The 24659-nt window shown below is 42.5% G+C and carries 22 protein-coding genes; 11 read left to right on the top strand and 11 right to left on the bottom strand.

All coding sequences use genetic code 11. From position 1 onward, the window contains the following. The 4 genes from KXD93_RS09655 to KXD93_RS09670 form a co-directional block, all read left to right on the top strand. On the top strand, positions 1–474 hold a 474-nt coding region (locus tag KXD93_RS09655), incomplete at its 5' end, for an FKBP-type peptidyl-prolyl cis-trans isomerase (protein ID WP_258136870.1). A 76-nt stretch (positions 475–550) separates the two neighbouring features. Continuing rightward, positions 551–1510: an FKBP-type peptidyl-prolyl cis-trans isomerase gene (locus KXD93_RS09660; RefSeq protein WP_258136871.1), complete on the top strand. Its 960-nt coding sequence runs from the start codon at positions 551–553 to the stop codon at positions 1508–1510. A 126-nt stretch (positions 1511–1636) separates the two neighbouring features. Further along, entirely contained in the window at positions 1637–2101 is a 465-nt protein-coding gene (locus tag KXD93_RS09665) for a hypothetical protein (RefSeq protein WP_258136877.1), read from the top strand. 182 nt (positions 2102–2283) lie between these two features. Continuing rightward, positions 2284–3243, top strand: a complete 960-nt coding sequence (locus KXD93_RS09670; RefSeq protein ID WP_258136878.1) for a phytanoyl-CoA dioxygenase family protein — start codon at positions 2284–2286, stop codon at positions 3241–3243. Between the two features lie 3 nt (positions 3244–3246). On the opposite strand, the gene KXD93_RS09675 is transcribed toward KXD93_RS09670, so the two are convergent. From KXD93_RS09675 to KXD93_RS09720, 10 genes are all read right to left on the bottom strand, one after another. Continuing rightward, positions 3247–4560 carry a cryptochrome/photolyase family protein gene (locus KXD93_RS09675; protein WP_258136879.1) on the bottom strand — a complete coding sequence of 438 codons (1314 nt, stop codon included), beginning with the start codon at positions 4558–4560 and terminating at the stop codon, positions 3247–3249. After that, positions 4553–5461 carry a TIGR01777 family oxidoreductase gene (locus KXD93_RS09680; protein ID WP_258136880.1) on the bottom strand — a complete coding sequence of 303 codons (909 nt, stop codon included), beginning with the start codon at positions 5459–5461 and terminating at the stop codon, positions 4553–4555. The genes KXD93_RS09675 and KXD93_RS09680 overlap by 8 nt, the downstream gene beginning before the upstream one ends. A gap of 110 nt (positions 5462–5571) precedes the next feature. Next, positions 5572–5883: a Dabb family protein gene (locus tag KXD93_RS09685; RefSeq protein ID WP_258136881.1), complete on the bottom strand. Its 312-nt coding sequence runs from the start codon at positions 5881–5883 to the stop codon at positions 5572–5574. Positions 5884–5896: 13 nt separating this feature from the next. Continuing rightward, positions 5897–6802 (bottom strand): leucine-rich repeat domain-containing protein, encoded by a 906-nt coding sequence (locus KXD93_RS09690; RefSeq protein WP_258136882.1) that lies wholly within the window; start codon positions 6800–6802, stop codon positions 5897–5899. Between the two features lie 144 nt (positions 6803–6946). Further along, a complete protein-coding gene (locus tag KXD93_RS09695; RefSeq protein WP_258136883.1) occupies positions 6947–7354 on the bottom strand; it encodes a DUF6855 family protein in 408 nt (135 codons plus the stop codon). Positions 7355–7451: 97 nt separating this feature from the next. Then, entirely contained in the window at positions 7452–8780 is a 1329-nt protein-coding gene (locus KXD93_RS09700) for an ABC1 kinase family protein (RefSeq protein WP_258136884.1), read from the bottom strand. 2 nt (positions 8781–8782) lie between these two features. Then, positions 8783–9454, bottom strand: coding sequence for an HAD family hydrolase (locus tag KXD93_RS09705; protein WP_258136885.1), 672 nt, complete (start codon positions 9452–9454; stop codon positions 8783–8785). Next, on the bottom strand, positions 9441–10103 hold the full coding sequence (locus KXD93_RS09710; RefSeq protein WP_258136886.1) for a TetR family transcriptional regulator C-terminal domain-containing protein: 663 nt from the start codon (positions 10101–10103) through the stop codon (positions 9441–9443). Before KXD93_RS09710 ends, KXD93_RS09705 begins: the two co-directional genes overlap by 14 nt. 103 nt (positions 10104–10206) lie before the next feature. Further along, a complete protein-coding gene (locus tag KXD93_RS09715) occupies positions 10207–10692 on the bottom strand; it encodes an RES family NAD+ phosphorylase (RefSeq protein ID WP_258136887.1) in 486 nt (161 codons plus the stop codon). After that, positions 10692–11420, bottom strand: coding sequence for an Xre family toxin-antitoxin system antitoxin (locus KXD93_RS09720; protein WP_258136888.1), 729 nt, complete (start codon positions 11418–11420; stop codon positions 10692–10694). The genes KXD93_RS09715 and KXD93_RS09720 overlap by 1 nt, the downstream gene beginning before the upstream one ends. A 208-nt stretch (positions 11421–11628) precedes the next feature. On the opposite strand from KXD93_RS09720, the gene KXD93_RS09725 reads away from it, so the two are divergent. The 5 genes from KXD93_RS09725 to KXD93_RS09745 all read left to right on the top strand — a co-directional run bounded on the left by KXD93_RS09725 (position 11629) and on the right by KXD93_RS09745 (position 20701). Next, entirely contained in the window at positions 11629–12942 is a 1314-nt protein-coding gene (locus KXD93_RS09725; RefSeq protein WP_258136891.1) for a DASH family cryptochrome, read from the top strand. Positions 12943–13225: 283 nt separating this feature from the next. Further along, positions 13226–16033 (top strand): 2-oxoglutarate dehydrogenase E1 component, encoded by a 2808-nt coding sequence (locus KXD93_RS09730; protein ID WP_258136892.1) that lies wholly within the window; start codon positions 13226–13228, stop codon positions 16031–16033. Between the two features lie 116 nt (positions 16034–16149). Then, entirely contained in the window at positions 16150–17766 is a 1617-nt protein-coding gene (gene odhB, locus KXD93_RS09735; RefSeq protein WP_258136893.1) for a 2-oxoglutarate dehydrogenase complex dihydrolipoyllysine-residue succinyltransferase, read from the top strand. Between the two features lie 176 nt (positions 17767–17942). Next, positions 17943–19661, top strand: coding sequence for an ArnT family glycosyltransferase (locus tag KXD93_RS09740; protein WP_258136895.1), 1719 nt, complete (start codon positions 17943–17945; stop codon positions 19659–19661). An 11-nt stretch (positions 19662–19672) separates the two neighbouring features. Further along, positions 19673–20701, top strand: coding sequence for a lipid A deacylase (locus KXD93_RS09745; RefSeq protein WP_258136896.1), 1029 nt, complete (start codon positions 19673–19675; stop codon positions 20699–20701). Between the two features lie 147 nt (positions 20702–20848). Here the strand turns inward: KXD93_RS09745 and mnmL are convergent, their stop codons facing one another. Next, positions 20849–21790: a tRNA modification radical SAM protein MnmL/YtqA gene (mnmL, locus tag KXD93_RS09750; RefSeq protein WP_258136897.1), complete on the bottom strand. Its 942-nt coding sequence runs from the start codon at positions 21788–21790 to the stop codon at positions 20849–20851. A 204-nt stretch (positions 21791–21994) separates the two neighbouring features. Between mnmL and KXD93_RS09755 the strand changes: the two genes are divergently transcribed. Together KXD93_RS09755 and KXD93_RS09760 are read left to right on the top strand one after the other, a co-directional pair. Further along, positions 21995–24028, top strand: a complete 2034-nt coding sequence (locus tag KXD93_RS09755; RefSeq protein ID WP_258136898.1) for a tetratricopeptide repeat protein — start codon at positions 21995–21997, stop codon at positions 24026–24028. 127 nt (positions 24029–24155) lie between these two features. Further along, on the top strand, positions 24156–24650 hold the full coding sequence (locus KXD93_RS09760; RefSeq protein WP_258136899.1) for a VOC family protein: 495 nt from the start codon (positions 24156–24158) through the stop codon (positions 24648–24650). Positions 24651–24659: the final 9 nt, after the last annotated feature.

A 24659-nucleotide genomic window follows, 5' to 3' on the forward strand; every position in this document is an offset into this window, starting at 1 on the left:
AGCGCTTGTTTTGCCGGGTGTAAAAATACAAACGATGTACCTGCCCAGATTAGGGCGCAGCTGGCGGTTGATAGTAAAATTATTACCGCTTATTTGGCGACTAATAATATTAAGGCAACCATGGTGGATTCGGCAGGTGTTGCAACCGGCATCTACTATATTATTGATACGGCAACTACCGGGAAGGACTTGTACACCAGCTCAACCCAGATAGTGGTGGGCTATAGCGCAACGTTGTTGACTACCGGTAAAGTGGTGATCTCTACCGATCAGTTTCACCCATCGTATGTGTTGGGTGCAACAATAAGAGGATGGCAGTTGGGGATAGCTGCCTCGAAGGCGCAGGTTGGCAGTAGAATACGGTTATTTGTACCGTCGCATTACGCTTACGGGCCCTTTGCGCAGCCGGATTTGGGATTGCCCGCAAATGCGATCCTTATTTTTGATATTAAGATTTATAATATAGTTAATTAACATAAAAAAATACAAGGCATCGCAATAACAACTTATGCCGCGAGGGCTACATTGGCCCGATAACAACAGATAACAAATGAGACAAAAATTCTTTACCCTACTTTTAATTTCAGCCATTGGTTTTGCATCGTGCCGAAAGGACAAAATTGAACAGACGATCAAGCAATATGATGAAAGCCAGATGCAAAATTATATTAAAGTTCATGGGTTAACCGGAATGCAAAAGGACACCATCGGTGGAGATACCTCCGGAATTTATTATAAAATTATAATGCCTGGTAATATAGTACCGCCGGCAACTACACTTGTTCCGTTAGATTATCCTGATAATGTATCGTTCGTATTCCAGCTAAGCAGCTTTGACGGAAGATACATCACACTTGATACTATTCAAAACCATATTGACGATTACCTGGGCCATTTAACAAATGACGCCTTACCTTCCGGTTTACAGCTTGCCATAAAAAAGCTGGTAAAATATAAAGGTGCTAGCGCCCGCATCCTGATCCCGTCGCACCTGGCTTATGGGGTAAATGGATATGGTTCCGGTAGCTCAAGTGTTACAAATACCAAAATAGCGGGCAACCAATGCCTTGATTACTATGTGCATCTTATTTCTGATTATACAACATACGATGACCAGGTTATTCATAATAACTGGAATTTAACCGGTTATACAAAAATGCAAAGCGATGCATTGCCCGGTAATTATTATTATTATAAAGTGTTGACACCCGGCACTACTGGGGCAGCCCCAATTACTGAAACAACAACCATGACTGTCAATTATACAGGGTCATTACTAAACGGAACTATTTTTGACGGAAGTAACAATGGTGCTAATACGATAGAACAGCCAATTTCACAGATTGCGTTAAGCGGGTTGAAGGAAGCGTTGGAGAAATTTGCCACTACAGGCACTAAGATATCCGTAATATTGCCTTCAAAATTGGCTTACGGGACCACATCAGCAGGAACCATCCCAATCAACAGTGTTTTACGGTTTTCCTATGTTATCATATCAACGGTGCCATAGTTGAAATTTTAAGGCTTTGATTTAGATAGCTTTAAAGTTAATTTAATGTTATTTAAAAAATAAAAATTTGTGTATTGGTTTAAGTTATTTATTATTGCGGCATAGTAAATAACTTAAACTTTAATCATGAAAAAACACCTCTTAATCTTGTCGGTATTATTTTTATTTTTCCAGGCCGCAAAGGCCCAAACAGCTGTCTCTGTATTACAATATTACAACACAACAACGCACAAACATTTTTACACTACCAGTGGTACTGAAATAACGGTAGGTCAGGGTGGTTGGACTCAACAAAGTGATTTAGGAAGATTATATAACTCTAATCAAACATTAGTTGGTCCGGCAGTTTACAGGTTTTACCAGGGGAGTTCCTATGCACACTATTATTCAAATAATAGGAACGTATTCCCGGACGGCTTTGTTTATGAAGGCGTTATGGGGTATGAAACTACAACCCCGCTGGCTTCTTACGGCACCCGTAAAGCTGTTTACGAGTTTTTTAATACATCAACTGGCGATTACTATTATTCTACCAGTTCAGCTGCTGTTACTGGCTATCATTTAAATGGAGCGACATTTCATGTGTTTTAGCATTAACAGGTTTAGATTACAAGCCTAAAAGCAAAATAATGGGTTTTGAAATATTGCCAGATGCGGTATGTTTCAAAGCCCATTTATGTTTAGATATTGCCGATTATCATAAATGTTTTATTATTGCGTTTTTAAATAAATCAAAATTTTAACATCAGACCTTATCCATTAATCGACAACATATGACCAACAGTAATTTCCCCTGGGTTGAATCACCTTTTTTTGAAGAGATCCTCAAATCAAAGAATTTACCGGATGACAAGGTAAAACTGATCAGGGAATATCACGAAAACGGCTTTGTTGTCTTGAGCGGATTGCTTCCGCAGTCGTTAATTAATGCGGTAAGAGATGATGCGGAAAAGAAGGCATTTAATCCTGATTTCGCGATAACTACCCAAAGGGATAAAACACGGGTACAGGATTTTTGGCAGTATTCTGAAGCAGCTAAAGAGCTTGCCTGTTTCCCCAAAGTATTAGAAACGTTGGAGTTGTTGTATGAAAGAACACCTATTCCATTTCAAACTTTAAACTTTTGCGTTGGCACCCAGCAAAGGGCGCATTCTGATACCATCCATTTCAGTTCGTTGCCGGCGAGGTTTATGTGCGGTGTTTGGGTAGCGCTGGAAGATATTACCGAAGAAAATGGTCCGGTTTTTTATTATCCCGGCTCGCAGCAATTGCCTGAATATGATTTCTCGGATATCCGGACGACTGCAGAAACTACATCCTACGAAAAGAACTACAAGGGGTATGAGGACTTTATCGAGAAAATTGTAGCGGTAAACAAGCTGGAAAAAAAGAAATTCCTTGCAAAGAAGGGCGATCTGCTGATCTGGTCGTCAAATATTATTCACGGGGGTTCGCCTGTTACCAAGGAAGGCGCATCACGGTGGTCGCAGGTTACGCATTACTTTTTTGAGGATTGCTATTATTATACGCCAATGCTATCAAACATGGCGGTTAACCAGCTTTACCTGCGGGATAATTTGCTTAATGTTAAAACGGGCGAGGTTATCAAACAATCATACAATGGGCAACAGCTAAATTATTTTAAGACAGGCACAGGTAAATTTATTTTTACCGGCGATATTAAGTTCCCTAAAATAATGAAGCTTTGGACGAAGCTAAAGGGTAAGAAATGAGTATTACCGGGCTAATGCTTCCTTAAAAGCCTTTAAACACCTGTCGCGTGCGAAAGCATGATCAACAATAGGTTTTGGATATTTGCTGAAATCAGCGTATTCCGGGACCCATTTTTTTACGTATTCCAGTTTAGGATCGAATTTTTTCATTTGTGATTCCGGGTTGAAAATCCGGAAATAAGGTGCCGCATCTGTCCCCGAGCCGGCCGACCATTGCCAACCGCCCACGTTGCTGGCCATTTCATAGTCCAGCAGCTTGCGGGCAAAATAACGTTCGCCCCAGCGCCAGTCAATCAACAGATCCTTACTTAAAAAGCTCGCGACTACCATGCGCACGCGGTTGTGCATGTAACCGGTTTCGTTTAGTTCCCGCATGCCGGCGTCAACCAGCGGATAACCAGTTTCGCCTTTACACCAGGCTTCAAATTGCTTTTCATCATTGACCCATTTTATCCGGTCATATTCCGGCCTGAAGGCTTGATCGGCAGTGTGGGGGAAATGATACAAGATCATCATATAAAACTCGCGCCATATCAGTTCATTCAGCCAGGTTTTCTCTTTATGTCCGTTTGCTGTTCGTGCAAGTTCACGGATACTTACCGTACCGAAGCGTAAATGTAAGCCTATATGCGTAGTGCCTTTTATAGCAGGGAAGTCACGCTTTTCAGCATAATCAGTTATCAGTTCTTTATAATCGATCTTCGGAAACTCGCGGTCGCTTTTCCCGAAGCCCATTTGTTTTAGTGATGGAAGCAGGAAAGCTTTAGTTTGATAAAAGTTTTTAAAGTACTTTCTATTGGGATAAGCCTTTAAATAAAATGGCGTAAGCTTTTGGTGCCATTTGCGCATGTATGGCGTGTATACGGTATAAGGTTTACCATCGTCCTTTGTCACTTCATCGCGGTCGAAAATTACCTGGTCCTTATAAGTATTAAAGGTGATGTCGTGTTTTTTTAGTTGCGCCGATATAGCTTCATCGCGTTTTTTGGCATAAGGCTCATAATCATGATTGGTGTAAACGGCTTTGACATCATATTCTTTCAGGAGTTTATCCCAGGCGTGTTCCGGTTTGTCATAAATAACCAGCAGGCTGCTGCCATGTTGGCGAAGTTCCTTATCCAGTTCCTCGATGGCCTGGTAAATGAAGGTTACCCGTGCGTCATCCTTATCCTCCAATTGATCGAGGATTGCCTTATCAAAAATAAATATTGGTAATACGGGGTTTCCACTCTTAAGGGCATGATACAAACCAGCGTTGTCATCAAGCCGCAGGTCGCGCCTGAACCAGAAAACAGAAACGGGCGACTGCTTATCCATAGATCTCCTTTAATGCTGATGTTAACTCCGGGTATTTGAATTTAAACCCTGCATCCTCAATTTTTTGTGCCGATACTTTAGTGCTGCCAAGTACAATGGTGGCCATTTCGCCAAGCAAAAGCTTTAATGCGAATGCAGGTACATTCGGCGCCCATAAAGGCTTATGCAATTGTTTAGCAACCGCCCGGGTAAGCTGTTTATTGGTCACCGGGTTAGGGGCAACCATGTTGTATGTTCCTTTGAAGTCTTCTTTTTCAATTGCGAACATGTACATATCAACCACATCCTGCCAATGGATCCACGGGATCCATTGTTTGCCGCTGCCCAGCGGAGAACCCACAAACATTTTTACCGGCAATGCCAGTTGCTTTAATGCGCCGCCATCGTTTAAAACCACGCCGGTACGGAACTTTACTATCCTCAGGTTAAGTGCAGCAGCCTCATCAACGGCTACTTCCCAATCTACGCAACATTGCGCCATAAAATCGGTATTTGGCGGGCTGTCCTCCGTCATCAGCTCATCGCCCCGATCGCTGTAATAACCGATGGCCGATGCAGAGACAATAGAATTTACTTTGTGCTTTTTTGTGCGGAGCAAACGATAAATAAGCCCGATGGATTTGGTACGGCTTTCAATAAGCTCCTTTTTGCGCTCATCAGTCCAGCGTTTGTCGGCTATGCCTGCACCTGCTAAATGGACAACGATGTCGATGCCATCGATACAGGCTTCATCAATCTCGCCCTTATTCACATCCCACAAAAAAGTTTTAACACCAAGGTTATTCCCTGGCTTGCGACTTAAATGACTAACACGGTAACCATTAGCCAACAACTGCATGGTAAGAGCTTTGCCTATTTCACCGGTGCCGCCTGTAAGGAGGATGCTTTTGGGAGAGTTCATGGTTGATAGTTCATAGTTAATAGGAGTTCGTGGATCATGGTTGATAGTTCATAGAAAAAAGTCTTGCCAACTGCAGCGGCTATGAACCATGATCTATTACCCATGAACTACTAAACATTCACACTATCAACAACAACAACTTTACTGCAAAGCGGTTTTGCGTAGTTTTCGGCAAATATTATGTGGGTAGGGTCAACCTGGTAGGCTTCCTGTTGTTCGGGACCGTCAAATAGCATCAGCAGGGATACGTCGTATGAGCGGTCGATCACCTCGCGAAATGTTTCCGCAGGCACACCGATATGGATCTGGCGGATATGCGGGATTGGCAGCAAGGTGTTTAATCCGTCGAGTAATTGTTGTTTATCGGCTTTGTCTTTAAGCCAGAAATGTACGTGGTGAACGAAGGTGTTTTTGAGTAGCATGTTAAGTGATCTATTAAAAGTAGATGGTGCAATTTGGTAATAATTTTCTTATCCGTTGTTGTTCCGCCGCATTGATGGGGTTGTTCTCCAAATGTAACTCCTGTAGTTGATACAGGTCTTTGATTTCATCTGGAACAGTATTAAGCTTATTGGTGCTAAGATCGAGATATAAAAGATTGTGAAGCGAGCCTATTTCTTTGGGCAGCTTTGTTAATTTATTAAAATCGATATACAACAAGCGAAGGCTTTGCAAGCGATTGATCTGTGGTGTTATTTCTTTTAGTTGATTAGAAGCAAGTGATATTTCCTCGACGTTTGATAACCTGGTGAGGGCAACAGGAAATTTATTGAAATTATCTGCCATTAGGCAAACCGATATGGCATTTTTAATCTTTGAAAACTCAGGTGGCAATGATTTTATTCCTTTATCATATATGTATAGCTTTTTAACTTTTGAAGCATTTTTGATCGCAAATTTGAGGTCTTCATATTTGTCAATAAATTCAAGCTTTCTGACGTAGCCCCAATAGGAATGATTTGCTTCGTGTTTTGCAATAAAAGGATATGCCCTATTATCGGCAGAGGTCCAGCTTCCTGAAATTATGTTCCTGTCACCGGCAATCCAACCGGCAAAGGTTCCGGTAATTTTTCCGGCATTTGTTCTTTCGATAAGGTTTATGGTATTATCTGAATTTATTTTTCCGCTCAAACTTAATGATCCATTTTCTGCCTTGTAATAATACAATCCATTAACCGACGAATCTTTATTTAGCAGGATATTTAGAGTCATAGGAACTTTGTGGCCGGGATTAATTTCGATATAACCCTTATAAACATAGGTTGGGTAAACGTATTTATCCCTCGAATAAACTACGTTGGTAAGCAGGATAAAAAATGAAAAAAAAGCTAAAATTCTCATGTTGTGGAACCGTTCACTAATTTAATCATATTTGATAATACAACTCAAATATTTTATAATAGTTGAACAACCAACAAAAAGAAGGGAGTGTGTTTTTTTGCCCGCGTTACCAAAATCCTATCCCTGGCGGAGTTTTAAATTTACCTATATCGCCCGCATTTTATTCCCCTTTGCCTCATGGGTAATTTCGGCTAAACCAAGCTTTTCCATTAGTGGTGGAATGTACATGCCAAACCGCCCGCGCAATCCTTTCTTTAACCCGTACCAACCGCCTACGGGATTGCCTTCAGAACGGCCCCAGGCTTCAACCGTTCCTTCTTTTGCAGGTTTCTGCTCATCGGCGCTGCCGAGATTCATCCAATCGCCATGTTGCTTTAACATCGTATGCAGGTCATTAACGCAGCGGATATCATAGTGCAGTATTGTTTTACCAACTGTACAAACCAAAACTTCTTTGCCATCTTTTTCATCAACGTGCATAGTGTATTCAGATGATTGCGGCGGCGTTTTCAAAAGCATCGGGTTTGCCTTGGTTCCTATTTTATCCTTCATTTTTGGGTGAATTGGTTGGATAAAGATAAAGTTTTAAAAACCGAAAATCTTAAAAATGTCGTTAAGTGTCAACCGCTTACCCAAACACTTCAAGCGTTTAGGCAAATTGCTCCACCACATGTGGTTTATAAGTATCTGTCTTCACCTCGGCCTTCAATTCATGTAAAATATTATACAAACCAAAATTGGTTCGATTTACATATATAAAATGTTTTACACCGCGGGCCTGTTTAAATTCGGGCATTTTTGATACCTTTTCGCCAAAGCCGTATAGCTCATCAAAGAACTCGGTTTGGCCAAAATCAAAATGATCGGTAATATATGGTTTGGCAAACAGGCCGATCATCTGCCGGTAGGCGGTATAATAAAATTCTATCTGCGCCGGGGTATCCTTAGCGTGGATCATCTCCAGCTGGCGGAATGCCTTGATTGTTTCCTCCTTATTATCCATCAGGCCGGTTGATGTAAGCGAGAAAAACGGGTAATAAAAATCTTCAGGCATTTCCTTGATACAGCCAAAATCAATTACACCAAGCTTATCGTCGCTGGTGATCATGAAATTTCCGGGGTGTGGATCAGCGTGTACGGCACGCAACTCATGTTGTTGAAAATTGTAAAAATCCCAAAGTGCCTGGCCTATTTTGTTTCTTAGCTCCTGTGATGGACTGGTTTGCAAAAACTCACGCAAGTGCTTGCCCTCCAGCCAGTCCATGGTGATGATCCGTTTACTGGATAGTTCGGGGTAATACTTAGGGAAAACAACGTTGTCTAAATTAGCGCAGGCAGTTGAAAATTCGATGGAGCGACGTACTTCCAATTCGTAATCGGTTTCCTCCAGCAGGCGTTCTTCAACCTCGCGCATATAAATATCCAACTCCTTTTCACTCATGCCCAGCATCCGGAATGCAAAGGGTTTTACCAGCTTTAAATCGGATGAAATGGAATCACCAACACCAGGATACTGAATTTTTACAGCGAGCTTTTTTCCATCCAACTCCGCCTGGTGAACCTGGCCTATGGAAGCTGCATTTGATGAACGCACATTAAACTTATCGTAGATCTTATCGGGCGTTTTGCCAAAATACTTTCTAAATGTCTGAACGATCAGCGGTCCGGATAGGGGTGGAGCGTTGTACTGCGACTGTGAAAATTTGTCGGTATAAGCTTGCGGCAGCAGGTTTTTATCCATACTGAGCATTTGCGCCACTTTTAATGCGCTGCCTTTCAGTTCGCTTAGGGATTCGTAAATATCCGATGCATTGTCCTCGTTCAACTCCGATTTATCCATATCGGGATTAAACAGTTTTTTTGAATAATGCTTTATATAGTTGCCGCCAATCTTAAAGCCTGTTTTTACAAACTTAGCCGAGCGTTCAACCTTACTGGTAGGGATGCTGTTTTGTTCCTTTGGTGTGTTATCACTCATTTTTAATGTTCCTTAAATAGGGCAGCAAGCTTTTGAACTGTCAGTTCTGAATAATCATCAATCACTAAATCAACCGGGTGCAGGTCTGCTGCTTTATGCCCTGTGGTAATAGCGACAACTTTCATGCCTGCATCCCTGCCTGCTTTAATTCCGGCGAGGGAATCTTCAAAAACCACGCATTTTGACGGTGGGGTGTTTAATTTTTCTGCCGCCTTTAAAAAGATCTGCGGATTTGGCTTGGGTTTGCTCACCATTGACGAGTTTACGATCTCTTCAAAATCATTCTGAATGGGCACCTTGTTCAGTATAAAATCGATGTCCTCAACCGTTGCCGAAGTTGCCATCGCCATTTTTATCCCGGAATTTTTTAATTCGGTTAAAAAATTTTCAAGTCCGTTGATCGGGGCAAGATAAGGGGCATACAACTCTCGGTAAAAACCTTCTTTTTCGCTGAGCAGTGCTTTCAACCCTGCTTCATCACGATCCGGAAATAGCCCTCTTAACGTATCCATTATGGGGACGCCACTAATTTGCGTGTAATAGGTTTGCCTGCTTAATTCGCCTTTGTCGTATTTCTTAAAAAGCGCCTGCCACGATTTAAAATGATATGGGGTATTGTCTATCAGGGTGCCGTCCATATCAAATATGGCGGCGAAGGTATTAGTTGCTTCCAAATCCCATCTTCTCTTTAAGGCCGCCGTTTTTAGCTAAAAACTTGCCGTATTCAAATAAGTTGTCAATTGGCGAGCGCTGGAAAAGATCGAACGTAACATTGATTCCTTTTTCAATGGCTTCATCAGTTTTTTCAAAGCCTGCTGAGCTATCATTTATCCAGAAGTTCAATACAAAAACAAGTTGTACCCAAAGGGCATCCTTATAGCGGTTGCTAAAGAATTTACGTTCAGAAAGCTCGTTCGATTCCAGGCCCTCTACAATCAGATCATTGCAAAAGGTTTCAAAAACATCTTTTATGCCGGTGAAGATTTGCGGGGTAGAAAATGTTTTCGGTTGTTTTTTTACACTGTAAACCACAAAACTGCGGCTGCCTTTCAATAGCTCGAAAAAACTATAGAAAAAAGATAAAGCTTTTTCGCGAGCGGAATACTGGCTCCAAACATCCTGGGTTTTTATTTCAGCGATCGTCCTTATCGCAAAGCCGGTCCATAAATTTTGTTCAATTGCGTCGAATGAGCCGAAGAATTTATAAAATTCCTCCTCAGTCATTTTATTTTTTTTGGCGAAAATGTAAACCGACTTGGGCTGTTGCCCTTCGGTGAGTACAAAATCTATATACGCCTTTTGGATTCCTTCAATAGTAGCCATAGGAGAGTGAGTTTTAAATTACTTTATAAAATTATGATATTAGACAATAGCAAGTGTCATGCCTATCTATAAATTAACGGACAGATTTTTAGGATAGTACAAATTAATTTTTGTTGGCTTGTTTTGTTAGCCTTGAATCAATATTTAAAAGTTGTATATCTTTCACTGTGACTAAATTATTGTATCCTGGAAATAGAGGATTTAATAGAAAATTGAACTCAAAAGGATTTACAGCAGAATAAACCTTAATCGCGATGTGACTTCGCTGAACCATCCATTCGTTTCCGATAAGTTTATTTTCTAAATTTTCATGACTTTGCCAAGACGTCGGATATTCGGAATCTGGTAATTTAAAGATCAAGCTGTCATCAATGTTCAATTCTATGGATGCAATATATAAATTAGGCGGTACATCCATTTCGGCAAAATGCACTATATTTTCAAGGTAAGCCAGTGAACTGTTCATGCTGGTATACAGCATAAATGTGCCCTTACTATTCCATCTCCCTCCAAATTTGAATGCTCCAATACCTGATAGATCCCTCGCTCTTTCTGTTGACTTAGAAATTCTATAAACAAAAACTGACATTAGGAGTAAACTCCTTCTTCAATTCGTCCTAAAACGTCATTAATCATATTTAAGCCTGTTTGTATATGAAAAAGCTCAATTGGCTTGACATCATTTAAAGCCTTGTTTTTTGTATTTAACCAATCTTTTAATTTTTCGTTATTTTCAAAAACTGCAAATGCATGCACTACTATTTTTGCAATTTCAATTACATGTGAAGAGGTTTGCTTATCAAGTTTATCAGTGTGTTTTTTTCTTTCTAACGATCGAAAAGATACATTAAGGACATTTTCACAAAAAGACTTTTTTGAAATGCCTAAATAATTAACCAATGAATCTAACGAGGCTTTAGTTATTCCCTCGTTACTTAATGCGATAATATCAAACTCCGAAAGAATAGGTATTGTGATTGTTTTTTCTCCGCCAAGCAGGTTAACAAGGCTTAATTCGGGATTTGATTGTAAATTTACTGAAGTTGGATCGATTTGTCTTTCAAGAATTTGTGCAAGCATTTTAATTGTGGGGTATTGAAATATAACTGCTATAGGGATTTCTTGTTTAATTTCTTGTTTGAGCTGACTTATTATTCTAATAGCTGATAAAGAGTGCCCACCAGAGTCAAAGAAATTGTCATAAATACCAATTTTAGAATTATTATTTAAAACGCCTATCCATATTTTGGCTACAAGCTTTTCTGTTTCTGTGCGGGGGGCGACATATTCATGAATGTGTTTATAATCTTCTTCCATCGCAATCTGGCTAATTTATCTATCAAAAATAGAGATAGCTGAATGGAAAAAAAAATATTTTGTTGTTGATACGATGTATTAGGCGCTACATCTTTAAAATAACCTTATAAAATGTTTAACAGATGTCAAATATTAGCTGCAACTGTTTGTAACTAACAAATAAATTGCAAATTTGTACACTGCAATAAAGTTAACCCCCTGTTTAACTATGAGTGAAAAAACAATATTGGTATGGTTTAGGAATGATTTACGCATCCGTGATAATGAAATATTATTAGAGGCAGTGCGTAAGGCAGATAAAGTGCTACCGGTTTATTGTTTTGATCCATTCTATTTTAAGCACAATCTTTCAGGCAATCCAAAAACCGGGAATATAAGGGCGCGGTTTCTTTTGGAATCGGTGGCTAACCTGCGGAAGAATTTGCAGGCCATCGGCGGGGATTTAATTATTCGCATCGGCAGCCCGGCAGAAATAATCCCGCAACTTGCTGAGGAATACCAGGTGAACGAGGTATATCATCACCGCGAAGTTGCCCATGAGGAAACTGAGATTTCCGAGCAGGTGGAAACTGCGTTGTGGAAGATCCGGCTTAATTTAAAACATTTTATTGGTCATACTCTATATCATAAGGAGGATCTGCCATTTCCGATAAAGGATATCCCGGACAGTTTCGCCATTTTTAAAAAGAAAGTGGAGCGCGACAGCGATGTGCGCCAGTGTGTGGCAACCCCCGAACATATCGACACCCCACAAATTATTGATGCCGGTGAATTACCGACATTGCAAATGTTAGGTTTGGATGAGCCATTTGATGATCCTCGGGCGGTTAATCATTTTAATGGCGGTGAGGACGAAGCAATAAAGCAACTTGAAGAATTTTTTGTCAACAACAGCCACACAGTCATCGGCAAAAAAAATAACAATATAAATTTATCTAAGCTGTCGCCTTGGATCGCCCTGGGCTGCATCTCATTGCGGCAGGTTTACTGGGAGATCATCAAGCATCAGCAACTAAACAATACCCATTACCCGGGTATGCTGCTCGACCTGCTTTGGCGCGATTATTTCAGGTTTATGTTTAAAAAGCATGGCCAGAAGTTTATTGCCGTGAAGGATCAATCGGGCGATGTTGGCGCTGACGTAATCAATAGCAACACACTTTTTGAACACTGGGAGCATGGTGAAACAGGAGTGCCCCTGGTTGATGCAATTATGCATGAGCTTAATGCTACCGGGTATATCAGCAACCACAGCAGGCAACTTGTTGCCTTGTTTTTAGTTAATGAGCTTAAGGTGGACTGGAAAAAAGGCGCCGCCTACTTCGAGGAAAAGCTGATTGATTATTCACCGGCAAGCAACTGGGGTAACTGGGCCTTTATAGCAGGGGTTAATGATGCCCGCGAGAGCCGGTATGCTATTGCTGCCCTGCCTGTAGCCGAACAAATTGCAAAAAACGACTACATAGAAACCTGGCTGCCTGCCTTTAACAGCGATGACTACCAGGCATATGCCATAAAATAATTGCGTTAATTTGTAATAATTGGTTTGGCTTTACGTCATATAGTTATTATGAACTCCTTCGAACAATTTACTGTTATTATTGGCCTGCTTGCCGTTCTTTTTGAAGGGGTATCTTACCTGCGTCAATTTGTGCACAAACTGTTGCACAAATAAAATTTCCTCCCAACTAACTTATTTGAATTTATATTAACAAATGTTAATAGGTGGGTAAGTTTTATAAATAAATTACAAAGTTTGTAAACCGATATGCTTACTTTTGTACCGTTTTAAAGATTGGTTTCTCATGGATCGTCTCAACTATATAAACAGCGGTAACGCTGCATACATTAATTCCCTCTACGAAGCATACAAACAAGACCCTGAATCTGTTGACTTTGGATGGCAAAAGTTTTTTGAAGGGTTTGATTTTGGAAAAGATACAACGGCTGCTCCCTCGGCAACAAGCGATGGAACGCCGGCGCATATTTTAAAGGAAATAAATGTGTTTAACCTGATTGAAGGTTACCGTACACGCGGGCATTTATTTACCAAAACCAACCCGGTACGCGAGCGCCGCAAGTACTTTCCGGGTAAAGAGCTGGAAACCTTCGGCTTAAGCGATGCTGATTTAGACACTGTATTTAATGCAGGTATTGAGGTTGGCCTGGGCCCTGCCAAACTGAGCGACATCCGCCAGTTATTGGAGGATACCTATTGCCAGTCGATAGGTGCTGAATACCGGTATATCCGCAACCCTATTAAGATCAAGTGGTTTGAAGACAGGATGGAAAGCAAGCGTAACACGCCATCTTTCACTGTCGACGAAAAGAAACTGATGCTTGATAAGCTGAACGAAGCGGTTGTCTTCGAAAACTTCTTAGGCACAAAATTCTTAGGTCAAAAACGTTTCTCGCTGGAAGGTGCAGAAGCATTAATCCCAGCTTTGGATTCTGTTATTCAGAACGGTTCAGAGCTTGGCATCCAGGAATTTATCATAGGCATGGCGCATCGCGGAAGGCTGAATGTGCTGACCAATATCATGGAAAAGCCTTATAAAGAGGTTTTTTTAGAGTTTGAAGGAAAGAATTTTGACGAAGATACCCCATTTGGTGGCGACGTAAAATATCACCTTGGGTATTCAACGGACGTGGTAACAAAAGGCGGCAAAAAGGTACACTTAAGCCTTTGCCCTAATCCGTCGCACCTGGAAGCGGTTGACCCTGTTGTTGAGGGCTTAACCCGTTCAAAAATCGACTTTAAATATAACGGTGACGATACTAAAATTGCACCGATACTGATCCATGGTGACGCTTCTGTAGCGGGCCAGGGTATTGTGTACGAGGTATTACAAATGGAAAAACTGGATGGCTACCGCACAGGTGGCACTATCCACGTTGTAATAAATAATCAAATTGGTTTTACCACTAATTTTAAGGATGCCCGTTCAAGTACTTATTGTACCGACGTAGCCAAAACTGTATTATCACCTGTATTCCACGTTAATGGTGATGATGTTGAAGCTTTGGCTTATGTAGTAAACCTTGCCATGGAGTACCGCCAGGTGTTTCATGAAGATGTGTTTATCGATATTTTATGCTACCGCCGGTATGGCCATAACGAGGCGGATGAGCCAAAATTCACCCAGCCATTGTTATATAAAGCAATTGAGGCGCACCCTAATCCGCTGGAGATCTACAAGCAAAAGCTACAGGCTGAGGGAAGTATCGATTCTGCGTTTGCTTCAGAACTGGAAAGGAAGTTCCGTGCCGAACTGCAAACAAAACTGGATGAATCAAAAGCCCAGGAGGGGGTCGCTGAAACAATACAGATGTTTGAAGGCGCCTGGCAGGGCCTGCATCTGGCAAGCAGCAGAGAGTCGTTTGCCTCAATAGACACTTCGGTTCCTAAAGATGAATTGCTTGAGATAGGCAAAAAGATAACCGAATTGCCCAAAGGCAAGGAGTTCTTTAAAAAGATTGAAAAGCTTTTTGAAGAGCGCAGTAAAATGGTAACCAGTACCCATGTGTTCGATTGGGCAATGGGAGAGTTGCTAGCTTATGGTACATTATTAAAAGATGGGCACCCTGTTAGGTTAAGCGGAGAAGATGTTAAGCGCGGTACGTTTTCACATCGTCATGCGGTATTAACGCTGGCTGATTCTGAAGATGAATATACCCCGCTTGAAACCATAAACGCTGAAGCCAAGCTGAGTATTTTTAACTCGCTGCTTTCCGAATATGGCGTTTTAGGATTTGAATACGGATATGCATTAGCTAACCCCAATGCATTAACCATATGGGAAGCGCAGTTTGGCGACTTCTTTAATGGTGCACAAATTATCGTTGACCAGTATATTGCCAGTGCCGAAACAAAATGGCAGCGTGGTAATGGTTTGGTAATGTTGTTACCTCACGGTTACGAAGGCCAGGGCCCCGAGCACTCATCAGCCCGCGTTGAAAGGTTTTTAGAGCTTTGTGCCGATGGCAATATCCAGGTGGCAAACTGCTCAACCCCGGCAAACTTCTTCCACATACTGCGCAGGCAGATGTTGAGGGATTTCCGCAAGCCGCTGATCATCTTTACGCCAAAAAGCTTATTGCGCAGCCCTAAATGTGTATCCCCACTTGAAGAGTTTACCAACGGTAAATTTCATGAGCTGATTGACGATACTTATGCTGATCCGAAAAAAGTGAAACGCGTGTTGCTTTGTACCGGGAAGATCTATTACGACCTGCTGGAAAAGCAACAGGTTGATAAACGTAAGGACGTTGCCATTGTTCGTGTTGAACAATTATATCCTACACCTACTTTGCAGATCCTGAAAGTAAAGGCAAAATATGCAAAGGCTACTGAATTTTTGTGGGTACAGGAAGAACCTGAAAATATGGGCGCGTGGCCATATATCTGCCGCAAGTTCCACAACGATAAGGTGATAAACCTGAGTGTGGTTTCACGTCATGAGGGCAGCAGTACCGCTACCGGTTTTGCCAAACAGCATGCCGCGCAGCAATTACACATTGTTTCAAAAGCATTTGAGGCCCCTGCCGGCAAGGTAGTGAAGGCTGCAGTTAAGGCAACAACAGAAAAAATGGCCAATGTTGGCGCTGATTAATATTTATAAGTCCCCAGTCTTGAGTCTATAGTTAAAAGTCAAAAAAAGACTCCGGACTATAGACTCAAGACTTTCGACTTAAAACACTACTTATAAAATACAAAGAATTCAAACCAATGAGTTTAACTATTAAAGTTCCGCCGGTTGGCGAATCGATTACCGAGGTAACCCTGTCAAGCTGGCTAAAAAAAGACGGCGATGCGGTTAAAATGGACGAAGTAATTGCCGAATTAGAATCAGACAAAGCAACTTTTGAGCTTACTGCCGAAAAAGCGGGTATCTTAACAACCGTTGCTAAGGAAGGTGATACTTTACCTATTGGTGCCATTGTAGCCAGTATTGAAGAAGGCGGCGCTGCGGCACCTGCAGAAGTTGCTCCGGCAGCACAACCGCAGCCTGAAGTTGTGGCAAATGCTCCTGCACCTGCTCCCGTTGAAGCAGCACCGGTTAATGCTGCTCCTGCTCCGGCAGCAGGCGGATCATTACAAGTTAAAGTTCCAACCGTTGGTGAATCAATAACCGAAGTAACGTTATCACGCTGGATTAAAAAAGACGGTGATGCTGTTGCTATGGATGAAGCTATTGCAGAACTTGAATCAGACAAAGCAACTTTTGAACTTACTGCTGAAAAAGCAGGAACATTAAAAACCATAGCTAAAGAAGGCGACGTATTGCCAATTGGCGCTGTTGTTTGCACCATCGAAGGTGCAGGCGTTGCCGCTCCTGCCGCTAAGTCTGCTGAGGCATCTCCTGCTGCTACAACAGTTACACAAGCTACCAATGGCAAAGCTATAACTTACGCTTCTGGTACGCCATCACCGGCTGCTGCCAAGATCCTTGCCGAAAAAGGCGTGGACACAAGCAGTGTTAGTGGTACTGGTGTTGCCGGCCGCATAACTAAAGAAGATGCTTTAGCTGCTCAGCTAATTTCGGAAAACCCGCAAGCACCTAAGGCATTGTCGGGTGCCGTTCCACCGCCGACAAAACCTGCTGGTGCTCCGGCACCCAAGGCCGAACCGGTTGCTGCTGGTGCGCGGTCTGATCGTCGTGAAAAGATGTCGTCGCTGCGTAAAACTGTTGCGAAGAGGTTGGTTGCCGTTAAAAATGAAACTGCGATGCTGACTACCTTTAACGAGGTTGACATGTCGCCGATAATGGAAATCCGCAGTAAATACAAAGATAAATTTAAAGAGAAGCACGGTGTTGGCCTTGGCTTTATGTCGTTCTTTACCAAAGCAGTTTGCGAGGCATTGAAGGACTGGCCGGCTGTTGGCGCACGCATAGAAGGTGAAGAAGTTGTGTACAGCAATTTTGCCGATATCTCTATTGCGGTATCTGCTCCGAAAGGATTGGTGGTTCCCGTTATCCGCAACGCTGAAAGCATGAGCCTGGCTGAGATTGAAAAAGCTGTAGCTGCACTGGCTGTTAAGGCCCGCGAAAATAAGCTGACTTTAGAAGAAATGACCGGCGGTACCTTTACAATAACCAATGGCGGCGTATTCGGTTCCATGATGTCGACACCGATATTGAATTCGCCGCAATCTGCTATATTGGGTATGCATAATATTATCGAGCGCCCGGTTGCTGTGAACGGACAGGTGGTTATCCGTCCGATGATGTACTTAGCGTTATCATATGATCACCGCATCATCGATGGCCGCGAATCAGTAAGCTTCCTGGTAAGGGTAAAACAATTGCTGGAAGATCCTGCGAGGTTGTTGCTGGGGGTTTAAGACCCATATGCATAAAATATTGAAACCCGGTTTATTGCCGGGTTTTTTGTTTTTAACCTAAGATTTTTAAGATTGATAGGATTTTAGGAGAGTCTGGCTTCAATCTTTAAATCCTTCCTATCCTGCAAATCTTAGTTTTATTATACCTTTACGGCTTCAATTCACGTGAATAAATAATGCCCGGAATTATTCAAAGTAAGCCCATCCAATCAAACAAGATCATCTGGTATTTCCTGCTGGCCTGGACAGTGCTTAACGTTATCCAGGCATCAACATTAGAACTGCAGGGCGACGAAGCCTATTACTGGATGTATTCCCGCTACCTGGACTGGGGCTATTTTGATCACCCGCCAATGGTGGCCCTGTTTAACCGCATCGGCGACAGTATTATGCATAATGAGCTTGGCTTGCGGCTGCTTACCGTGCTGGCTAGTTCTGCATCCATCTACTTGCTGTGGCTCATCCTGAAAAAATACGCGGTTGATGCCATGGCATTTGTGTTGATCGTTCCCGGCCTGTTTATTTTTCATATTTACGGGTTTACGACTACGCCCGACGCGCCGCTTTTCTTTTTTACCGTACTTTTCTATTTCCTGTACCAGCAGTATATCGAGAAAGACAAATGGGTATTGGCTGTCCTATTGGGGATAACCGTTGCCTGCTTGTTATACAGTAAGTACAATGGAATTTTGGTGGTAGGCTTTACCCTGTTGGCTAATCTCAAATTATTAAAGCGCGGAAGCTTTTGGGCGATTGTTTTAATAGCAGTGGGCTTATACATCCCGCATATCATCTGGCAGGCCAATCACGATTATCCGTCTATAAATTACCATTTGTTTGAACGATCTGCAGATACTTACAGTGTTATAAACAGTTTCTCCTATATTCCCGGTCAGCTTTTAATGGCTGGTCCGCTTATTGGCTGGTTCCTGTTTTACAAGGCTTTTACGGTGAAGGTAAAGGACGCTTTTATCCGCTGTTTGCTGGTAAATTGTATAGGTACGTTTATCTTCTTCTGGCTCAGCAGTGCAAAAGGGGAGGTGCAGCCGCAATGGGCTTTCATTCTGTTTGCGCCGTTGATCGTTCTTACACTTATCCATTTTAAACAACAGGGTGGCTGGCCCAAATGGCTGCTACCATTGGCAATTGTGAATGTGAGCATCATTATTATTGTGCGTGTGATCGTTATCGGCGGCTTCGGCTTCGCCCAAACTTACGGGCACTTAAAAAGCTACTATGGTTTTAAGGATTGGACACATACCGTTCAGCAAAAAGCCAGCGGACATTATGTGGTGATGAGCGATGGCTTCCAGAATCCATCAAAATATAATTACTACACCAATAGCCTTACTTGTTTTGCTTATGATACCCGCTACTATCGCCTTACTCAATTTGACATCTGGCCGATGGAAGACAGCATTCAGCGTAAGCGGGTATATTATTTAACCACATACCCAATAAAAGGCGTTACCACTGATTCTATAAAGATGTTAGCCGGCACCTGGTATTGTAACTGGGTTGATGATGTTCGTACCTATCAAAAATTGGTGTTTGAAACCGATTCGCTGAAAATTACCACCACGCCAGGTGTAGTTACTAATTTTGATCTTAAGCTGACCAATCCTTACAAGCACCCCATAACATTTAGGGATTCCGGCTACCTGCATCCTGTTAAGCTGGAATATTGTTTCTTTAAGGGTGATGTGTTAACAGAAGTTAAAGAAGCAACGGACACTTACAAAAAAATAACTTTACAACCGGGTGAAAGTACCCATTATACTTTTCCCGTAACTTCGCCGAAAGAAAAGGGCATATACAACCTGGTGTTTTCTTTGCGAACAGACCCGTTTTATGGCAGTAAAAACAGCAGGGTAATAAAAATAACCGTTAAATAACCCCTATATCCATGATAAAAAAATTCTACCTCATTATTCTACTTTCGTTGATAACCGGCACCGCTGCTCTTGCACAGGAAAGCCTCGACATCCATTTTAACGGGATGGGTTTCCTGGATAATCGGGAGTACAAGGATTTTGTGGCCCGTTCCCGCACCTATTCCGGCACCCGAATTGCGCTTGATCTTGGGCTTAACCTTGATAGCTTGAACCATTTTATCGTTGGGATCAATGGCATCCATGAGTTTGGGGCGCAGCCTTATTTTTTAAAGGTTAACCCGGTTGCTTATTATAAATACGAAAGTAAGAACTGGCTTTTTAATGCAGGTGAATTTCCGCGCGAAGGTCTTTTAGACAATTATCCACGCGCAATGCTGAACGATACCCTCCGTTATTACCGCCCAAATGTGGAAGGGTTGCTGGCAAAATACCATAACGCACATTTTACAGAAACCGGCTGGATTGATTGGGTTAGCCGCCAAACGGTTACCGACCGTGAGCAATTCCTGTTTGGGTTTGAGGGTAAATGGAAGCCGTCATTAACCGGGCCTTTTTATATTTCGCATTATGTGTTGATGATGCACGATGCCGGCGCCGAAGTGCTTTTACCGAACGACCATATTGGTGACGACGGGGCAGCACAGGTTAGGCTCGGCCTGGATTTTAGCCACAAACAAACCACTTTTGATTCACTTTCTTTTGAAGCCGGCGCAATGGGCTCATTTCAACGGAGACGCGGACTAACAGGTGCAAAAACGCCGGTAGGGTTTGTGGCCAGCGCTTATTTAAGCTACCATCGGTTTGCGGCCTTCGATGAGTTTTATGATGGGCAAGGATCTGAAATTACCTATGGAGATGCCTTTTATGAGAAGAAGTTTTATAACCGTTTGGATTTGATGTTTACGCCGTTCCTATTCAATCATATCAAAGGGCAATTCATATTCAGTATCCATCGCACGCCAGGCTTTACCAGTAACCAAGAAGCATTCAGGATAACTTATGATTTGGGGAGAAAGGTGCTTGCGAGGTTTAAGGATTAATTAAAATATGTCATTGCGAGAAGCGCAGCGACGAAGCAACCTCGTAGTTGTACAGAGCGAATAGAACGATGTACAATCTTTAGTCGGGAATAGCATGGCTACGAGGTTGCCACGCTATCGCTCGCAATGACAAAATTGATTATAAAGTTAGAGTGCCGATCCCTGCACAACCCCCTTCGACAAGATCCTTTGATCAATATAATACTGGATCTCGGATTTTTTTAAGCCCCAGTTTGGAGCAATTAGCAACTCACGGTCGCTAAGGCCAAAGAGGCGCTGGATCACGATATCCGGGCGGACGCGGGGCAGCAGCTCACAAAGGAAATCTGCATACTCGTCAATGCTGAAAACCTTAAAGGGCTCACGTTTATATTTTACGCCCATTACCGAACCTTCTACAATATGCAGGTGGTGGAATTTTACAAATTTTATCTGCGGGAAACGGTTGATTTCATCCGCATAACGCAGCATCATCTCATGCGTTTCCCACGGAAAACCGAATATGGTATGCACACAAATATCCAGTTTGCTATTCTCTACCAGTTTTAGTGCTTTTACCAGTTCTTCGTGGTTACAGCCGCGGTTGATCTGTGCAAGGGTTTCGTCATAAATAGATTCCATACCCATTTCAAGGTCGACGTCGAAACGATCGGTATAGCTTTCCAGCAGGGCTATTTTTTCAGCGTCGATACAATCGGGGCGGGTTCCTACAGAAAGGCCCACAATATCCTCGGTGCCATAGCTCAACGCCTCATCATACATCATTTTTAAATAATGTGCCGGGGCGTAGGTATTTGTATTGGGCTGAAAATAGATGATGAATTTATCGGCCTTATTGCCGGTACGTGCACGCTCCATCCCCTGGATCACCTGCTCACGTACGGTAGGCGCATTGCGTGATACTGATGGCGTAAACGAATCAACATTACAATAGGTACAGCCGCCATAGCCTTTTGAGCCATCGCGGTTGGGGCAGGTAAAGCCGCCGTCAACAATCACCTTAAACACCCTATGTCCCTTGTACTTTTCCTTAAGCCAGGGGCCGTAGTTGTTATATCCCTTTTCCCAAACTGCTGCTGTTGCTTCCACCGATTATTATTGAATGACTGTGCTGATTATTAAAAATGATTTCACCGATTCTAAAGTGATTTCATTGATTTGGTGGCAAAGATACGGTTTTGAGGCTGAATGTTAAGCGCATGGACAAAGCTGCCTGCCTGTTGGATTTTAATTTGACGGAAAAAAATTATATTTGGGAGAGCGTAGCTAACCCTAACCTTACGCGTTTAAACTATGAGGATTGCATTATTGAGCTGCGTGCTGTTGTTGCCGTTGTTAACGCTTGGCCAAACAAGCGATATGTATATGGATAAGGCTGTTGAGCTTTTTAATAAAAATGACTATCCGGGAGCATGGGATTACTTTACGAAGGAAATCGAACTAAACCCACAGAATGTCATGGCATTTAATTACCGGGGAGTTATAAAAACAAAGAACGGAGATTATAAAGGCGCAATTGAAGACTATTCAAAGGAAATAGCAATAAGCCCCGGAAATGCCTTTATTGGTTATACTAACCGGGCCTATGTAAAGAATGTAGTGAATGATTACAAAGGAGCACTCGAAGATTGTGATAAAGCAATCGCAATAAACCCCAAATATGGACTTGCTTATAACAACAGGGGGAACGCAAAGAACTACCTCGGCGACTACAAAGGCGCATTAGCCGATTTAGATAAGGCAATCGAATTGGATCCAAAACTGGAGTCGGCTTATAACGATCGCGGAAGCGCGAAGAATGGCGTCGGCGATTACAAAGGCGCTCTTGCTGATCTTAATAGAGCTATAGAACTAAATGGCCAACTACCGGAAGCCTATTTTAACAGGGGTATTTCAAACACCAGCCTTGACAATGATCAAAATGCTATTTCAGATTTTGATAAGGCGGCTACACTGAATCCCAAATTTACTGCGGTGTATGTGCTTAGAGGACTGACGCGGACGAAATTAAAGGATTATGATGCTGCCGAAACTGATTACAAATTGGCGCAGGCGATTGACCCCAAGTTTCCGGGCATCTACTATGGCCGGGGTGTAATGAAACTGGGTAAGGAGGACTATGTAGGGGCCGTTGATGATCTTAACCACGCAATCTTATTAAACCCGCGGTATTCCGAGGCTTATTATGACAGGGCTGAGATAAAATGGCTGCAAAGTAACTACGACGATGCGATTGCCGACTTTACAACCGCAATCAAAATAAACCCAAATTACGCGGCGGCTTATAATGACAGGGGAGGTGTGAAAAATGCGTTAAAAGACTATAAAGGTGCCCTTGCGGACTTCGACAGCGAAATAGCTGTAAGTCCCCAAAGTTTATTTGGATATAAAAACCGCGCCGAGGTAAAAGCTATGTTAGGTGATTATAAAGGTGCGGCTGCTGATTTGGATAAGGCGATAGAAATAAGCCCGCAAATGGCCGAGTTGTATAATATGCGGGGCCTTACTAAGGAAAGGCTAAAGGATTTTGCCGGTGCAAAGGAAGATTATAGCAGGGCACTGGCAATTGACCCGAAAAGTGTGCCTGCCCTTGCAAACAGGGCCTCATCAAAAAGTAATTTGCACGACCGCAATGGCAGCAGCGATGACTTTGGCAAGGCCATTGCATTAGATCCGCAAAACGCAGAAATCTATCTTAATAAAGCAGAAAGCGAAGTTACACAGCAGGATTATGATAATGCAATAAAGGACTTTACCCAGGCAATCACCCTAAACCCTAAGTATGCGGTTGCTTATAATGACAGGGGTAGAGTTAAGCTGATAATAAAGGATTATAGCGGTGCAAATGCAGATCTTAACCAGGCTATAACTTTAGAACCGGAGGACCCGTTAGCCTACAGTAACAGGGGGCAACTAAAAGCCGCAATGAGAGATTTAAAGGGAGCCTTGCAGGATTTTTCGCAGGCCATAGCCCTTGAACCGAATGAGCCTGGGTTTTATTATTTCCGTGGAATTGTTTTGATGCAGTTACGGGATGTTAATTCGGCGATTGGTGATTTTAACAAGATAATAGCATTAAAGCCTGGTGATGCAACCGCTTACACACTTAGGGCCGCAATGAAAAAAGATTTGCGCGACTTTGCCGGGGCCCTTGCCGATTATAACATGGCCATAAAATTGAATACATCATTCCCTGAAGCTTATAATGAGCGGGCCAAAATAAAATTTCATTTGAACGACCGTAAAGGCGCTTGTGCTGATTGGAACAAGGCCAGCAGTTTAGGTGTTAGGGAAGCAAATGACTTTTTGAAGTTGTATTGTAAATAAAAACCAATTTTTAAAACCATATCTCAATACCCCCGTTGTCCTTAATTCCCCCTTTACTTGTCCTCATCTCCCATTGTAGGCGGAGACATTAATGGGTAGTTTTGATTAAATCAATTAACTCAAAATTATGGCAACTACAACAGGAACATCCACACAGGGCATTACCCCGTTTTTATGGTTTAATGGCAATGTAGAGGAAGCTTTGAACTTTTATACTTCGGTTTTTGAAGATAGCAAAATAGCCAGTTCGCATCGCTTGCCGGCTGAAGTGCCGGGAAGAGGCGGCCAGATCATGACTGCTACAATTATTCTTAATGGCGTTGAGTTTATGTTATTGGACGGCGGACCGCAGTTTACTTTTACCCCTGCCATCTCCTTTTTTGTGAAATGCGAAACGCAGGCAGAGGTTGACCACTATTGGGAAAAGCTATCCGAAGGTGGCCGGAAAGATCGTTGTGGCTGGCTTACCGATAAGTACGGCATCTCCTGGCAGATAGTGCCGAATGCATTGGGACGGTTAATGTATAATTCCGATCCTGCAAAGGCGCGCAAAGTTATGGATGCCATGATGCAGATGAGCAAAATTGAAATTGCCGGACTGGAGGAAGCTTATAATAGTTAAGCTTTTTTA

The sequence above is a fragment of the Mucilaginibacter phenanthrenivorans genome (assembly GCF_024721155.1).
GTDB lineage: Bacteria > Bacteroidota > Bacteroidia > Sphingobacteriales > Sphingobacteriaceae > Mucilaginibacter > Mucilaginibacter phenanthrenivorans.